This is a genomic window from Cupriavidus sp. FW216-B1 (assembly GCF_058789195.1).
The window spans coordinates 1,556,562-1,571,548 of record NZ_JBYTEL010000001.1 but is presented as its reverse complement, the minus strand read 5'-3'; the positions used below and the strand labels follow the sequence as shown (position 1 = coordinate 1,571,548).

Annotated in this window: 12 protein-coding genes; 9 read left to right on the top strand and 3 right to left on the bottom strand. The window is 67.0% G+C overall.

The window, feature by feature from the left end:
- Both AC3WXD_RS06855 and AC3WXD_RS06850 read right to left on the bottom strand, forming a co-directional pair.
- The coding region (locus AC3WXD_RS06855) for an acyl-CoA dehydrogenase family protein (protein ID WP_492323341.1) at positions 1 to 283 on the bottom strand (283 nt) is incomplete at its 3' end.
- Positions 284 to 389: 106 nt separating this feature from the next.
- A complete protein-coding gene (locus AC3WXD_RS06850) occupies positions 390 to 2,114 on the bottom strand; it encodes an AMP-binding protein (protein ID WP_492323340.1) in 1,725 nt (574 codons plus the stop codon).
- Between the two features lie 325 nt (positions 2,115 to 2,439).
- On the opposite strand from AC3WXD_RS06850, the gene AC3WXD_RS06845 reads away from it, so the two are divergent.
- The 3 genes from AC3WXD_RS06845 to AC3WXD_RS06835 all read left to right on the top strand — a co-directional run bounded on the left by AC3WXD_RS06845 (position 2,440) and on the right by AC3WXD_RS06835 (position 7,070).
- Positions 2,440 to 3,147: a TetR/AcrR family transcriptional regulator gene (locus AC3WXD_RS06845; protein WP_454733639.1), complete on the top strand. Its 708-nt coding sequence runs from the start codon at positions 2,440 to 2,442 to the stop codon at positions 3,145 to 3,147.
- A 333-nt stretch (positions 3,148 to 3,480) separates the two neighbouring features.
- Positions 3,481 to 4,275: a substrate-binding periplasmic protein gene (locus AC3WXD_RS06840; RefSeq protein ID WP_020205225.1), complete on the top strand. Its 795-nt coding sequence runs from the start codon at positions 3,481 to 3,483 to the stop codon at positions 4,273 to 4,275.
- The gene (locus AC3WXD_RS06835) at positions 4,272 to 7,070 is read left to right on the top strand and encodes a bifunctional diguanylate cyclase/phosphodiesterase (RefSeq protein WP_492323339.1); all 2,799 of its coding nucleotides are present in this window, start codon (positions 4,272 to 4,274) and stop codon (positions 7,068 to 7,070) included. Before AC3WXD_RS06840 ends, AC3WXD_RS06835 begins: the two co-directional genes overlap by 4 nt.
- 131 nt (positions 7,071 to 7,201) lie before the next feature.
- Here AC3WXD_RS06835 and AC3WXD_RS06830 read toward each other — a convergent pair whose 3' ends face one another.
- Positions 7,202 to 7,561 (bottom strand): hypothetical protein, encoded by a 360-nt coding sequence (locus AC3WXD_RS06830; protein WP_020205223.1) that lies wholly within the window; start codon positions 7,559 to 7,561, stop codon positions 7,202 to 7,204.
- Between the two features lie 695 nt (positions 7,562 to 8,256).
- Here AC3WXD_RS06830 and AC3WXD_RS06825 point away from each other — a divergent pair.
- From AC3WXD_RS06825 to AC3WXD_RS06800, 6 genes are read left to right on the top strand one after another with little or no spacing between them, the layout of a single operon-like run.
- Positions 8,257 to 9,357, top strand: coding sequence for an ABC transporter ATP-binding protein (locus AC3WXD_RS06825; protein ID WP_059412493.1), 1,101 nt, complete (start codon positions 8,257 to 8,259; stop codon positions 9,355 to 9,357).
- 60 nt (positions 9,358 to 9,417) lie between these two features.
- A complete protein-coding gene (locus AC3WXD_RS06820; RefSeq protein ID WP_059412494.1) occupies positions 9,418 to 10,485 on the top strand; it encodes an ABC transporter substrate-binding protein in 1,068 nt (355 codons plus the stop codon).
- 59 nt (positions 10,486 to 10,544) lie between these two features.
- Positions 10,545 to 11,888, top strand: a complete 1,344-nt coding sequence (locus AC3WXD_RS06815) for an LLM class flavin-dependent oxidoreductase (RefSeq protein WP_492323338.1) — start codon at positions 10,545 to 10,547, stop codon at positions 11,886 to 11,888.
- A 39-nt stretch (positions 11,889 to 11,927) separates the two neighbouring features.
- Positions 11,928 to 13,700: an ABC transporter permease subunit gene (locus AC3WXD_RS06810; protein ID WP_043367086.1), complete on the top strand. Its 1,773-nt coding sequence runs from the start codon at positions 11,928 to 11,930 to the stop codon at positions 13,698 to 13,700.
- A 49-nt stretch (positions 13,701 to 13,749) separates the two neighbouring features.
- A complete protein-coding gene (locus AC3WXD_RS06805) occupies positions 13,750 to 14,469 on the top strand; it encodes a class II aldolase and adducin N-terminal domain-containing protein (protein ID WP_492323337.1) in 720 nt (239 codons plus the stop codon).
- The gene (locus AC3WXD_RS06800; protein WP_059412496.1) at positions 14,459 to 14,980 is read left to right on the top strand and encodes a flavin reductase; all 522 of its coding nucleotides are present in this window, start codon (positions 14,459 to 14,461) and stop codon (positions 14,978 to 14,980) included. Before AC3WXD_RS06805 ends, AC3WXD_RS06800 begins: the two co-directional genes overlap by 11 nt.
- The last annotated feature ends 7 nt before the right edge of the window (positions 14,981 to 14,987 follow it).

Below are 14,987 nucleotides of genomic sequence, written 5' to 3'. Positions count from 1 at the left end.
CGCCGTAGGACAGGCCGACCGAGGCCGAGGCGCGGCTGATTTCCTCCATCGCCACCATGTGGGCGAGGTAGCCCATGTTGGCGCCGCCGTATTCCTCGGCCACGGTGATGCCGAGCACGCCGAGGTCGCCCATCTTTTTCCAGGCGTCCATCGGGAACTGGTCGGTGCGGTCGATCTCGGCGGCGCGCGGGGCCAGCTCGGCCTGCGCCCAGTCGCGCACGCTCGCGCGCAGCATGTCGATGTCTTCGCCGAGGTGGAAGTTCAGGCCGGGGAGTTCTGTCATGTCGGTGCTCGTCGTCTTGTGGGAAGGGGCCGCCGGCAGCGGGCGGCCTTGCGTCGAATGGAAATGGGGGAAAGCGGCAATGCGGGCCGGGAATCAGGCGGAGGAATCAGGCGGTCCTGACCACGGCCAGCCCGAGTTCCTGCGTCATGCGCTCGCGCATCACGAACTTCTGCACCTTGCCGGTGATCGTCATCGGCATCTCGGCGACGAAGCGGATATAGCGCGGGATCTTGTAGTGCGCGATCTGGTCGCGGCAGAACGCGCGGATGTCGTCTTCCGTGGCGCTCTCGCCCGGCTTGAGCACGATCCACGCGCACACTTCCTCGCCGTACTTCGGGTCCGGCACACCGAACACCTGCACGGCCTGCACCTTGGGGTGGCGGAACAGGAATTCCTCGATCTCGCGCGGGTAGATGTTCTCGCCGCCGCGGATCAGCATGTCCTTCACGCGGCCGACGATGTTGCAGTAGCCTTCCTCGTCGATGGTGGCGAGGTCGCCGGTATGCATCCAGCCGTCGCGGATCGCCTCGCGCGTGCGCGGTTCGTCGTCCCAGTAGCCCTGCATCACGGAATAGCCGCGCGTGCACAGCTCGCCCGTCTCGCCCACCGGCACGATGCCGCCGGCGCCGTCCACGATCTTCACTTCGAGGTGCGGCTGCACGCGGCCCACCGTGGTCACGCGCTTTTCCAGCGGGTCCGTGGTGGCGCTCTGGAACGACACCGGGCTGGTCTCCGTCATGCCGTAGGCGATCGTCACCTCCGCCATGTGCATCTGCGCGATCACGCGCTTCATGGTCTCGATGGGGCAGGGCGAGCCCGCCATGATGCCAGTGCGCAGCGTGGAGAAATCGTACCTGGCAAAGTCGGGGTGGTCGAGCTGCGCGATGAACATGGTCGGCACGCCGTGCAGCGCGGTGCAGCGTTCCTCGCTCACCGCGGCCATCGTCGCCGCCGGGTCGAACGCCTCGCCCGGGAACACCATGCAGGCGCCCGTGGAGACGCAGGCCAGCACCGCCAGCACCATGCCGAAGCAGTGATAGAACGGCACCGGGATGCACAGCTTGTCCTGCTCGGAGAAGCGCATCGCCATCGCGATGAAGCGCGCGTTGTTGACGATGTTCCGGTGCGTCAGCGTGGCGCCCTTGGGCGCGCCGGTGGTGCCGCTGGTGAACTGGATGTTGATGGGGTCGTAGCGGCCCAGCGAGGCGCTGATGGCGTCCAGCTCGCCCTTGATGGCATGCGTGCCATGCGCGAGCAGCGCATCGTAGTTGAGCATGCCCGGCGTGCGCTCCGCGCCCATGCGGATCACCCAGCGCAGCGCCGGCAGGCGCGCGGCCTGCAGGTGGCCGGGCTCGCTCGTGGCCAGCTCCGGCGCCAGCGTCTGCAGCATCTCCAGGTAGCGCGAGGTCTTGAACGACTCCGCCGCGACGATGGCCTTGCAGCCGACCTTGTTGAGCGCGTATTCCAGCTCCGACAGCCGGTACGCCGGGTTGATGTTGACCAGCACCAGCCCCAGGCGCGCGGTGGCGAACTGCGTCACCAGCCACTCCACCCGGTTCGGCGCCCAGATGCCGATGCGGTCGCCGCGCACCAGTCCCAGCAGGCGCAGGCCGCCGGCCATCGCGTCGACCACCTGCGAGAACTCCAGCCAGGTCCAGCGCACCCCCTGCTCGCGGAACACCACCGCTTCGCGGTCGGGGAAGCGCGCCACCGTCCCGGCCAGCAGCGCCGGCACCGTCAGCTCGGACAAGGGCGTGTCGGTCTCGCCCCGTACGTGGGACAGGCCCGCCACGGGCAATGTCGATGGGCCAGCCGCACCCTGCATGGTCATACTCGTCTCCAAAGCGCTGTCGCTATCTTGTCCGGATCCCGGTTTCCTGAGTCGGGCTCAATTTAGTTGAGTGCGGCTCAAGTTCCGGGCTGCGCATATTTTTGGGCTGCCAAGCCGGTTTTTTTCATGTTGGGCCGACCGCGCTGACAGGAAAAGTACACGCTGCGCCCAAAAAATGCAACCTTGAGTTGAGTAAAGATCAATTACAATGCCGTGACACGCGCCAAGGCCCGCGCGGGCGGCCCGGCGGCGCCGTTTCTTGTTGCGTCGCAACATGCGCGCCGCACTATAATCAGCGCCTTCCGGCATGCGAGGTAACAGGTCGATGGACGACATCACGGTGCGGCGCCGCCTTCCCGCGGGCGCCAAGGCGGAACAGCGCATCCGCGACATCCTGCGCGTGAGCCGCGAAGTCTTCGCCGAGCTCGGCTACGAGCGCGCCACCACCACCGAGATCGCCCAGCGCCTGGGCATCTCCGAAGCCACCGTCTTCACCTATTTCCACGGCAAGCGCGAGCTCTGCGCGCGCGTGATCGAAGACTGGTACGACGAAATCATCGGCGTGGTGGAGGCGGGCCTGCCGCGCGGCCAGAGCACCAAGGCCCAGCTCGAGTTCTACGTGCGCACCCATCTGCGGCTGTTCCTGATCCAGGGCACCGGCCTGTGCGCGCTGGTGCTCTCCGAAGGCCGCGCCAAGGGGCCGGGGCTGGGCGAGGTGTTCGTGCCGCTGCAGCGCCGCTACACCGCGCCGCTGATGGACCTGCTGGCCCGCGCCCGCGAGAGCGGCGAGATCCGCGCCGACCTGCCCCTGAGCCTGCTGCGCTCGGCCATCCTCGGGCCGATGGAGCATATCCTGTGGGACGCCATCGCCCGCCAGCGGGAAGTGGACATCGAGCGCACCGCGCGCGACCTCGTCGCGCTGCTGTGGCCGGCGCTGCTGCCGCCGGACCTGGACGCGGCGGCGCTGCGGGAGTTCTACGGCGAGGTCGGGGCGGCGCTGCGGCGCGCCGGCGGCACCCTGGGCCAGCCCTAGGCGCGGCTGCGGCGGCCCGCCGCCGCCATCGCGCCCGCGCGGCCCGCGGCGGCGGTGCTGTATGCATATCCAGTGGCGCGGCATGTGAAAGCCAGCAACAAAGAGCGGCGCCGGAACGCGCCCGGCCCTTCCCACGCGGACACCTGCATGAGAGCATGCAGGCTTTGCTGTCCATGCGGCCCCGGCGGGGTTTCGCCGGGGCCGGCCCGGCGCCATGCCGGGAAGCACATTTGAAGGACCACCGAGGTTCGCAGGGCCGGGGGATTCGCCCGGGTTCCGCCGCGGTCATAAGAAAGAACGATCGGTGCCAGATTTTTTTTGCGGGGTCAGACAGTGACAAGACACGGACTAGGCGGGCTACTTCTTGCGCTGTGCTGCCTGGGCAATGCCCAGGCAAGCGGTCCGGACTGCGCGCGGCCGTTTACGCTCGCGCTGCACGATCATGGCCTGCTCTATTCGCTCGACACCGATACCGGCATCGACAAGGACTTCGCCGACGAGATGATCCGGCGCAGCGGATGCCAGATCCGGGTCAGCCTGATGTCGCGCGCGCGCATCTGGAAACTGATCGAGTCCGGCGCGCTCGATTTCAGCCTGTCCGGCATCGCCAATGCCGAGCGCAACCAGTACGCCGCCTTCGCCTGGTACTTCAGCAACAAATACTATCTGCTGGTGCGCAAGGACGCCGGCATCCAGAAGCTGTCCGACTTTGCCTACAACGACCGCTTCCAGCTCGGCGTCATCCGCAGCTTCCGCTACAGCAGGTCCGCCAACCAGCTGGTGGACCGGCTCGCCGCCGCCAACCGCGTCAGCCAGGCCGGCGGCCTCGAGCCGCTCTACGAGGCGCTGGCGCGCCGGCGCATCCAGGGCATGATCATCGAACCGTTCGACTATCCGGCGCTCGACGCCAAGCACATCCGCGACGTCACCTCGGTGGTCGAGTTCAACGACCCGCCCGTGCTGCACGGCCTGATCATGTCGAAGAAGGCGCTGCCGCCGGCCGAGCAGGAGAAATGGCGCGCGCTGGTCGACGACATGCGCGCCGACGGCACCGTGCGCCGGATCTTCGCCAAGTATTTCAAATCCGACATGGTCGACGCCATGACCGAATTCAAGTCGCCGCTGTGAGCGCAGTCCGCCTTATCCTGCTGCCCTTGCTGATCCTGGCCGCCGGGCTCGGCGTGACGTGGGCGGTGTGGGACCACGACCAGCAGGCCTCCCGCCATGAAGTGCGCAGCCAGTTCAACTTCGCGCTGGGCGACGCCGTCGGCCGCATCGAGCAGCGCATGGCCACCTACGAGCAGATGCTGCGCGGCGTGCACGGCATGTTCGCCGTGAGCGGCACGCTGGACCGCGACCAGTTCCACGACTACCTCAAGGCCATCAACCTCGACGCCAACCTGTCCGGCGTGCAGGCGGTCGGCGTGGTCAAGTGGGTGCCGGCCGCCGACAGGGACGCCCACGTCGCCGCGCTCGGCGGCACCGGCGTGGCCGGCTACAGCATCCATCCCGGCGGCCGGCGCGAAGCCTACGCCCCCATCGTCCAGCGCGAGCCGCCCGCCGACGGCGATCCCCCCGTGCTCGGCTTCGACACGTGGTTCAACCCGGAGCGCCGGCTCGCCCTGCAGCGCTCGCGCGACTCGGGCTCGGCGATCGTCTCCGGCAAGGTCCAGCTGGCCGTGGACACCCGCGGCGACGAGGAACCCGGCTTCGTCATGTACCTGCCGGTGTACCGCCGCGGCCTGCCGCAGGAAACCGCGGCGCAGCGGCGCGACAGCCTGGTCGGCTGGGTCTACGCCTCGTTCCGCATGCGCGAGGTCATCGCCAGCCTCTACGGCGAGCAGCCGCCCGGGATCTCGCTGGCGCTCTACGACGGCGTGGAGCCGTCGGCGACGGCGCTGCTCTACCGCTCGCCCGAGGCCGGCGGCAGCAGCACGGACGCCGTGCTCTCCGCCAACGAATACCTGGTGGTGGGCGGGCACGACTGGATGCTCTCCATGACCGCCCACAAGGCCTTCGAAGAGCGCTTCGGGCGCAACTCGCAGGCGGTGATCGCCTGGACCGGCACGGGCCTGAGCCTGCTGCTCGCGCTGCTGGCCTGGGCAATGGCCAGCGGCCGCAGCCGCGCCATGCGGCTGGCTTCGCTGATGACCCGCGAACTGCGCGAAAGCGAAGAGAAGTTCCGCGCGCTGGCCGACTGCACCGTCAACCTGGAAGTCTGGTGGGGGCTGGGCGGCCGGCCGCGCTGGATCAATCCCTCCGTCAAGGAATACACCGGCTACACCGTGGAAGAATGCATGGCGATGCGCGACCTCGCCGGCACGCTGATCCACCCCGAGGACATGCCGCGCGTGGCGCCCGAGCTGCTCAAGGGCCAGCACGGCCTGCGCGGCAACAACCTGGAATTCCGCTGCCTGCGCAAGGACGGCTCGGTGCTGTGGCTGTCCGTCTCCTGGGGCCCGATCCACGACGCGCGCGGCGTGTTCACCGGCTTTCGCATCAGCGGGCGCGACATCACCGAGCGCAAGCTGCTCGACGCCGAGCGCAAGATCGCCGAGGACAAGATCCGCGAGCTGGCCTTCTTCGACGCGCTCACGCGCCTGCCCAACCGCACCCTGCTGGCCGACCGCCTCAAGCAGGCCATCGCGGTCAGCGCGCAGAGCGGCGCCTCCGGCGCGCTGCTGTTCATCGACGTCGACAACTTCAAGACCCTCAACGACACGCTCGGCCACGACAAGGGCGACCTGCTGCTGCAGCAGGTCGCGCAGCGCCTGTCCGCCAGCGTGCGCGAAGGCGACACGGTGGCGCGCGTGGGCGGCGACGAATTCGTCGTGGTGCTCGGCAACCTCAGCGGCAACCGGCAACTCGCGGCCAGCGAGACCGAGGCCGTCGGCGAGAAGATACGCACCATCCTCGGCAAGATCTACCATCTCGACGGCGTGGAATACCGCAGCACCGCCAGCATCGGCGTGACGGTGTTCAACGGCCACCATGCCTCCATCGACGAGCTGCTCAAGCAGGCCGACCTCGCCATGTACAAGTCGAAGGAGCGCGGGCGCAACGCCATGCGCTTCTTCGATCCGGCCATGCAGACCGTGGTGGTGGCGCGCGCCGCGCTCGAAGCCGGCCTGCGCAAGGCCGTCGACGAAGACCTGCTGCTGCTGCACTACCAGGCGCAGGTCACGGTCGACAACCGCATCACCGGCGCGGAAGCGCTGGTGCGCTGGCAGCATCCCGAGCGCGGCATCATCTTCCCCGCCGAATTCGTTCCGCTGGCCGAGGAGGCCGGGCTGATCCACGCGCTCGGGGACCGCGTGCTGCGCGCCGCCTGCCTGCAGCTGGCGCGCTGGTCGGTCCAGCCCGACCTCGCTCATCTCACCATCGCCGTCAACGTCAGCGTCCACCAGTTCCGCGAGCCCGACTTCGTCGCGCGCGTGCTGGCCGTGATCGGCGAGACCGGCGCCGACCCGCGCCGGCTCAAGCTCGAACTCACCGAAAGCGTGCTGGTGGACAACGTGGAAGACATCGCCGAGAAAATGCACGCGCTCAAGGACTCCGGCGTGGTGTTCTCGCTCGACGATTTCGGCATCGGCTACTCCTCGCTCTCCTACCTCAAGCGCCTGCCGCTCGACCAGCTCAAGATCGATCGCTCCTTCGTGCGCGACATCCTCGTCGACCCCAACGATGCCGCCATCGCCAAGACCATCGTCGCGCTCGGCAAGAGCCTGGCCCTGGAGGTGATCGCCGAAGGCGTCGAGACCGCCGCCCAGCGCGATTTCCTCGCCGACGCCGGATGCCACGCCTACCAGGGCTACTTCTTCTGCCACCCCGTGCAGGTGGAAGGTTTCGAAGCGTTCGTGCGCCGCTTCAGCCAGCGGCACCGCCAGGCGGCGGCGCCCGCAAGAGAGCAGGTGGACGGCTGATTGCGTGCCAGGGCGCGCTTCGTTCCCGACGCATCAATCCCCATAGACGCGCTGCGGCACGAGCCAGCGGCCGGCGCGGCGCGCTGTCGATGACGGGCTTGTCCGCGCCAACGGCGCCGGAAGGCGCTGCCTTAGCGCGGCGCCGAACAGGCCGTCCCGGACCCCGGGCGGCAGCCGGCATCGCACACCACCGCGCCCGAACTGTCCAGGCTCGCGCCGCCGCCCGCCGTGCTGGAACACATCACGTTCCCCTTCATGTCCACCGCGCAGCGGCCCACGCCGCAGCGCGCGTCACCTTCCCGGTCCAGCGCGATTCCGCCGCCATCCCTGGCGCAGCGGACCTCGCCCGAGCGCGTCATCATGCAGGCGCTGTTGCCGGGGCAATTGACCGCGCCCCGGAAATCCGGCGCGCAGTTGGCGGCCAGCGCCGCCTGCGCGGCGGCGGCAAGTGCCAGGGTAAGTAACAGCTTCTTGGTCAGCGCGACTGCCATTTTGTGATTCCCCTCGATGCTTTTGTTTTTCTGGCTCTGGGCCCGGTTCGGGCCGGGGGCATTGTACTGGGGTTGGGCAAGCGCGGACCTCCCGCTTCCGGGTTTCTCCCCGGTGGTCCCCTCTAAAGGGGTATGCCGGACGCGGGGCCGGAAATGCCGGAAATGCCGGAAATGGCCGGAGCACGCCCGGCGCGAGGCCGCGCAGGTCATGCATCGACGACCCCCGGGCAGGTGAAAGGCGGCCGGAATACCGGGATCGCGGTGGATGCGGACCGCGGGCGCCCGGGCGCGCAATGGCCCTCACATCGACGGCGGCCCGTGGTCTTCCCGGGCGCCGGCTGCGCTTCTGTGGCGGACAGGCCAAAAAGATCGGGAAAAGTTGACGCGATTCCTGTAGCACCGCTGCAGTGCCGGCGCGCCCGGCATGCGTGCACGGTACCGCCCCGCGCACCCAAAACGATCGCTTTTCCCGGCTGTGGCGCGGCCCCGTGCCCCTTCTTTGCGCTTATTTCTCCATGCCGGGGAGACGCGGAAACACGCCTGTCGGTATGCATAGGAGTTTGCTATGCAGTGCATTCGAAAATATTTATTTTCCTTTAATTGGGCGGTGTTAGATTTCACCGGCGCCTGCAAGCCGAGGCGAGTCCATCACCGAATTCGCATCCGGACACCCGTCGATTCAAGGAGTGTTTTTCATGGCAGATACCGCCACCAAGATCAATGACGTCGCAAGGACTTCTGCCATGCCGCGCGACATCAAGATGCGCGCGCTCCGGCTGTCGAAGCGTTACGGCGGCACCACGGCCCTGCACCCCGTCGATCTCGATGTGCGTACCGGCGAGCTGCTGACGCTGCTGGGCCCCTCCGGGTCGGGGAAGACCACCTTGCTGCAGATCATCTGCGGGCTGGTCGAACCCAGCTCGGGCGAGCTGTTCATCGATGGCGTCGACCGCACCCATGCGCCTTCGCACCAGCGCGATGTGGGCGTGGTGTTCCAGAACTATGCCTTGTTCCCGCATCTCTCCGTGTACGAGAACATTGCCTTCCCGCTGCAAATGCGCCGGGTGGACCGCGACGCCATCCGTGCCAAGGTGATGCGCGTGCTCGAGATGGTGGGGCTGGGCAGTTTCTCGGCGCGTTTCCCGCGCGAACTCTCCGGCGGCCAGCAGCAGCGCGTGGCGCTGGCACGCTGTCTGGTGTACCAGCCGTCGCTGGTGCTGATGGACGAATCGCTGTCGGCGCTGGACCGCAAGCTGCGTGAAAGCATGCAGGTGGAGATCAAGCGCATCCACCGCGAGACCGGCACCACCATCATTTTCGTGACGCACGACCAGGAAGAGGCGCTGGCGCTGTCGGACCGGGTCTGCCTGATGAATGCCGGGCGAATCGAGCAGATCGGCACGCCCGCCGAAATCTACGAGCAGCCGCAAAGCACCTTCGCCGCCGACTTCATCGGCATCTCCAACAAGATCAGGGGCCGCGTCGCCGGCGACGGCTGGCTCTCGAGCGTCGACGGCAGGATCCCGGTGCCGGCGGCCGACAGCGCGCGCGCGCTGTCGGCCGAGGCGACCATCAGCATCCGCCCCGAGTACATCGAGCTGGTGGAGCAGGGCGGCTACGTCGATGGGGAAGTCATCGAGCAGATCTACGCCGGCTCCGAGACCCGCCTGCTGGTGAAGCTTGGCAGCGGCACCGTGATGACCGTGCGCCAGGCCGCCGGCAGCCGCGCGCGCCACGTCGGCGCGACCGTCTCGCTGCAATGGCGCGAGAGCCATTCGCGCCTGCTCGAAAAATGAAAGTCGTTTCAAAGGGGAGTGCCTTGATCCATCCTGCTCGTCAACTATCTGGGGCCTGAAATGAACAAGAAATTGAATAGTCGCCGCGAATTCATCAAGACCGCCGCCGTCACGGGCGCCGTCGCCGCCGCCCCCATGCTGTGGCTGCCGCGTGCCTCCGCCGCCGAAGCCCTGACCGTCGCCGACAACGGCGGCGCGCTTGGCCCGGCCATGCGCAAGGCCTTCTACGACCCGTTCGAGAAGGAAACCGGCATCCGTGTCATCAACGTCGCCCACGAATCCGATCCCGTGACGCAGTTCAAGCTGGTGGTCGACTCCGGCTCCGGCATCTGGGACGTGGCGATGGTCACCCCCGACAACGTGCTGCGCCTGACCAGCGCCAAGAACTACGTTGCGCCGCTCGACAACGCGCCCGGCGACGGCAAGAACATCCTGCCCGGCATGCTCACCGCGAACTGGTTCGGCTTCTCGGTCTACGGCGTCGTCATGGGCTACCGCAGTGACAGGTTCCCCAAGGGCGGTCCGCAGAGCTGGCGCGATTTCTGGGACACCGCGCACTTTCCCGGACGCCGCGGCCTCTTCCGCTCGCCCAGCGGCACCCTCGAGCTGGCCCTGCTGGCCGATGGCGTGGCGCCCCAGGACCTCTACCCGCTCGACATCGACCGCGCGATGAAGTCGCTCAGCAAGATCCGCAAGTCGGTTTCGGTGTGGTGGTCCAACGGCGCGCAGAACACCCAGCTGCTGCAAAGTGGCGAGGTCGATCTCTCGGACACCTGGAACTCGCGCGCGCTGGCCGCCATCGCCTCGGGCGCCCCGGTGAAGATCGTCTGGCAGGGCACCTACAACGTCGACGGCTGGTCGATCGTGGCCGGCACCAAGAAGCTCAAGCAGGCGCAACAGTTCGTGCGTTTCTGCATGCGCGCGGACCGCCTCGCCGAATACGGCACCCTGTCCGGCAACGGCCCCACCAATACCGAATCGATCAAGCTGATCGACCAGAAGCGCGCCGAGCTGCTTACCACCTATCCCAAGAACCTCGAGGGACTGCGCCGTCGCGACACCGCCTGGTGGGGCAAGAACTACGACGTCGCCAACGAGCGGTTCCAGGAGTGGCTGATCCAGGGTTGATCCGGGCCCGACCCTGGCGGTCCGGCGAACAAGCAAGGCAGATTTGAAGGAGTGGTAACGTGAACGATCGACAAATACATCTGGGCCTGTTGACGCATCCTACCGGTGCGCATCCGGCCTCCTGGCTCAAATCCAGCGCGCCGCGCGACGCGGCCACCGACATCGATTACTACCGGCGGATCGCCGCCACGGCCGAGCAGGGGCTGTTCGACCTCTTCTTCATCGCGGACACGCCCGCTGCCCGCACCGAGAAGCTGCATATCCATTGCCGCAACCCGGAGTTCATGAACCGCTTCGAGCCGATCACGCTGCTGTCGGCCCTGGCCGGCTCGACGCAGCATATCGGCCTGGGCGCCACCGCCTCGACCAGCTTCTACGAGCCCTACAACATCGCCCGCCTGTTTGCTTCGCTGGACCACATCTCGCACGGCCGCGCGGGCTGGAACGTGGTGACGTCGGCCAACGACTATGCGGCGCGCAACTACGGGCTGGACAAGCTGCCGCCGCACGACGACCGCTACGTGCGGGCGCGCGAGTTCTACAAGGTGGTCGAAAGCCTGTGGGATACCTGGGAAGACGATGCCTTCGTCCAGGACAAGGAACAATGCATCAACTTCGATCCCGACAAGTTCCACATCACCGACCATTCCGGGAAATATTTCAAGGTCTACGGCGGCCTCAACATCCGCCGCACGCCGCAGGGGCGTCCGGTGATCATCCAGGCCGGTTCGTCGGAGGTGGGCAAGCAGTTCGCCGCCGAGACCGCCGAAGTCGTGTTCGCCTCGGACCCGACCCTGCCCCAGGCCAGGAAATTCTATGCCGACCTGAAGGGGCGCCTGCCGCAGTTCGGGCGCAGCGCCGATTCCCTGAAGATCCTGGCCGGACTCTCGGTGGTGGTGGGCGAGAGCCAGGCGGAAGCCGAAGACAAGTACCAGGAACTGCAGCGCATGATCCATCCGGACGTGGGCCGCATGCGCCTGGGCGTGGATCTCGAAGCCGACCTGACCAGCCTGCCGCTGGATGAGCCGGTGCCGGTGGAGATGATTCCGCAGAAGTCCAACTTCCACCAGGCTTATTTCAATCAGATCGCCGGCATGATCCGCGAGCAAAAGCTGACGCTGCGCCAGCTCTACTCCAGCTATGAACGTGGCAAGGTGACTCTGTGCGGCACCGCCGCGCAAGTGACCGACCACATGATGGAGTGGATGGAAAGCGGGGCGGCGGACGGCTTCATGCTGAGCTTCCACGTACTGCCCGACGACCTGCACAACTTCGTGGGCATGGTGGTGCCCGAGATGCAGCGCCGCGGCGTCTATCGCAAGGCCTACAGCGGCGCCACGCTGCGCGAGCACCTGGGGCTGGCGCGTCCCGTCAACCGGCATGTCGATGCCGTTACCGCATAAGGTGCAGCCTTGTCCATTGCCGAGCATCCGGGGCAACGCATGAAAGTGCCGACCGACGTAGTCCTCGACCGCACTGCCGCCCGCGCCAGACCCTGGCGTCCGGGGCCGTTGTGGCTGGCCCTGCCGGGCGGCCTGTTCCTGGCGATCTTCCTGCTGTTGCCGTCGTTCCGGATCTTTCCGCTGAGCCTGTTCGACAGCCAGGGGGCACTGTCGTTTGCCGCCTTTGCCCGTTTCTTCGGCCCCAGTGTCTACCGGCAGGTTTTGCTCAACACCTTTGCCACGGCCGTCGAGACCACCGCCATCTGCCTGCTGATCGGCTACCCGGTGGCGTACTGGCTGTCCAACCTGTCCAGGCGCTCGCAGCAGATCCTGTCGCTGTTCGTGCTGCTGTCGTTCTGGAGCAGCACGCTGGTGAAGAACTTTTCCTGGCTGATCCTGCTGGGGCGGGGCGGCTTCGTCGAGCGCATGGCGCAGGCCGCGGGCCTGGACTGGTCGCAGTTCCTGTTCAACCGCAACGTGGTGGTGTTCGCGATGTCGCACACCTTGCTGCCGCTGGCCGTGGTGACCATGCTGCCGGTGATGAACCAGATCGACCGCCGCCTGACCATGGCCGCGTCGACCCTCGGCGCCGATCGCGCCAATGTGTTCTGGCGCATCTTCTTCACGCAGTCGATCCGCGGCGTGGCCGCGGCCGGGCTGCTGGTGTTCATCAGCGCGCTCGGCTTCTTCGTCACCCCGTCCTTCCTGGGCAGCCCCAAGGAAATGATGCTGGGCCAGTTGATCATCGTGCAGATCAACGAGCTGCAGAACTGGCAGATGGGCAGCGCGCTGGCGGTGGTGCTCGTCATCACCGCGCTGGTGAGTTGCGTGGTCTACGACCTGGTGTTCGGCCTGTCGTCGCTGGCCGGCAGCGACAGCAAGCAATCCAGCTCGCGGCATCGCCACCTGCGCAGGTTCGGGCTGGGCCTGGTCTATGCGCTGGGCCGCGCGTCGGGCTGGATCGTGTCCGCGTACGACCGCCACGTCGCCCGCATGGTCAAGATCCCGCTGCTCCCGGTATTTTCCTGCGTGGTGATTGCCATCCTGCTGCTCCCCATCCTGGCCATCGTGCCGATGTCGTTCACGGATGGGCAGTTCCTGACTTTCCCGCCGCAGGGCCTGAGCCTGAAGTGGTACGAGGTCTATCTTGAGTCGCCGCTCTGGATCAATGCCACGCTGCGATCCTTCGGCATCGGCTTCCTGGTGGCGATCGCGACCTGCATTCTGGGTTCGCTGGCGGCGCTGGGCATGGCGCGCTCGAGCGGCCGGGTGGCCGGCGGCATCTTCTTCCTGTTCCTGCTGCCGATGATCGTGCCGTCGATCGTGATCGCGATGGCGCTGTTCTACCTGTGCGCCCAGATCTCGCTGGTGGCGACCAATACCGGCATCGCCATCGGCCATATCGTCATCGCCATGCCGATGGTGTTCGTGATCCTGCTGACGACCTTCAAGGGGCACGACTGGTCCATCGATCAGGCGGCGGCCACGCTGGGCGCCAACCGCTTCCAGGTATTCATGCGCATCACGCTGCCTTCGGTGAAGAACGGCCTGGCGGCGGCCTTCGTGATCGGCTTCCTGACCTCCTTCGAAGAACTGACGATTGCCCTCTTCATGGGCGGCGGCGTCAAGTCGACCCTGCCCAAGCAGCTGTGGGACGACATCCTCCTGCAAGCCAATCCCACGCTCGCGGCGGCATCGTCGATCGTGCTGTTCGTGGTCGTGATGCTGTTCGCGGTGCTGCAACTGGTGCGGCCGCGGGCGCGGGCTGCTTGATCTGGTGCTCCCCCGACATGAGACGCACTGCAACCGGCAAGCAACAACAATGAACGAACATCAACTCCGCATCGACCTGGCCGCGTGCTTTCGGCTCTTTGCCCGCCTGGGCATGCATGAGGCCGTAGCCAACCATTTCAGCGCGGCCGTCTCGCCGGACGGCAAGCGCTTCCTGATGAACCGCAAGTGGCAGCATTTCTCGACCATCCGCGCCAGCGACCTGCTGCTGCTGGATGCCGACAGCCCGCCGCAGGCTGCCGGCGCCGTCGACCCGACCGCGTGGGCAATCCACGGCCAGCTGCACCGCCGCGCCCCGCATATCCGGGTGGCCCTGCATCTGCACCCGGTCTACGCCACCGCCATCTCGACCCTGGAAGATCCCGCCATCAAGCCCATCGAGCAGAACACGGCGCGCTACTTCAACCGGGTGGCCGTCGACGGCAACTTCGGCGGCATGGCCGATACCGAAGACGAAGGGGCACGGCTGATCGCGCAGCTGCAGGGAAAGTCGCGCCTGATGATGGGCAACCACGGCGTGCTGGTGACGGCGGCCAGCATCGGCGAAGCCTTCGACGACATGTACACGCTGGAGCGCGCCTGCCAGATCCTGGCCATCGCCTACGCCACCCGCCAGCCCCTGAAGGTGCTGTCGGACGAGGTGGCTGAGAAGACCGCGCAAGACTGGGAGGGCATCCGCGATTTCTCGGTGGCCCACTTCGAAGAGATGAAACGCATCCTGGATCGCGAGGACCCATCCTATGCTCACTGAAACCACAAGCCGCGCGCCCGCGCACAGGGCCGCCGCCACGCAGCAGGAGTTCCGCAACGCGATGGCGCGGATCGCCGCCACCGTGCACATCGTCACCACCGACGGGGAACACGGCTACGCGGGCTTCTCCGCCTCCGCGGTATGCAGCATCACCGATACCCCGCCGACGGTGCTGGTGTGCCTCAACCGCGGCTCGTCGGCCTATGCGACCACGGTGGGCAACGGCATCGTCTGCATCAATACCCTGGCCGCCGACCAGCAGGAGATGTCGGCCGCCTTCGCCGGAAAGACGCCCATGCCGGAGCGCTTCTCGCATGGAAGCTGGACCCGCTGCGAAGGGTACGCGCCGGCGCTGGACGGCGCGGCAATGTCCCTGCACTGCAAGATCATCGGCAGCTCCACCGTGGGTACGCACGATGTCCTGCTATGCGAGGTGCTGCACATCGACGACCGCGATATCGAGACCTGCCTGCTGTACTACCAGCGCCGATATCACGCGCTCTCGAGCTGAGGACTGG

What these genes read in the sequence shown, in the direction of transcription:
- AC3WXD_RS06850 (WP_492323340.1), bottom strand. Translation starts at nt 2,114, where the DNA reads ATGACCATGCAGGGTGCGGCTGGCCCATCGACATTGCCCGTGGCGGGC.
- AC3WXD_RS06845 (WP_454733639.1), top strand. Translation starts at nt 2,440, where the DNA reads ATGGACGACATCACGGTGCGGCGCCGCCTTCCCGCGGGCGCCAAGGCG.
- AC3WXD_RS06830 (WP_020205223.1), bottom strand. Translation starts at nt 7,561, where the DNA reads ATGGCAGTCGCGCTGACCAAGAAGCTGTTACTTACCCTGGCACTTGCC.
- AC3WXD_RS06825 (WP_059412493.1), top strand. Translation starts at nt 8,257, where the DNA reads ATGGCAGATACCGCCACCAAGATCAATGACGTCGCAAGGACTTCTGCC.
- AC3WXD_RS06820 (WP_059412494.1), top strand. Translation starts at nt 9,418, where the DNA reads ATGAACAAGAAATTGAATAGTCGCCGCGAATTCATCAAGACCGCCGCC.
- AC3WXD_RS06810 (WP_043367086.1), top strand. Translation starts at nt 11,928, where the DNA reads ATGAAAGTGCCGACCGACGTAGTCCTCGACCGCACTGCCGCCCGCGCC.
- AC3WXD_RS06805 (WP_492323337.1), top strand. Translation starts at nt 13,750, where the DNA reads ATGAACGAACATCAACTCCGCATCGACCTGGCCGCGTGCTTTCGGCTC.
- AC3WXD_RS06800 (WP_059412496.1), top strand. Translation starts at nt 14,459, where the DNA reads ATGCTCACTGAAACCACAAGCCGCGCGCCCGCGCACAGGGCCGCCGCC.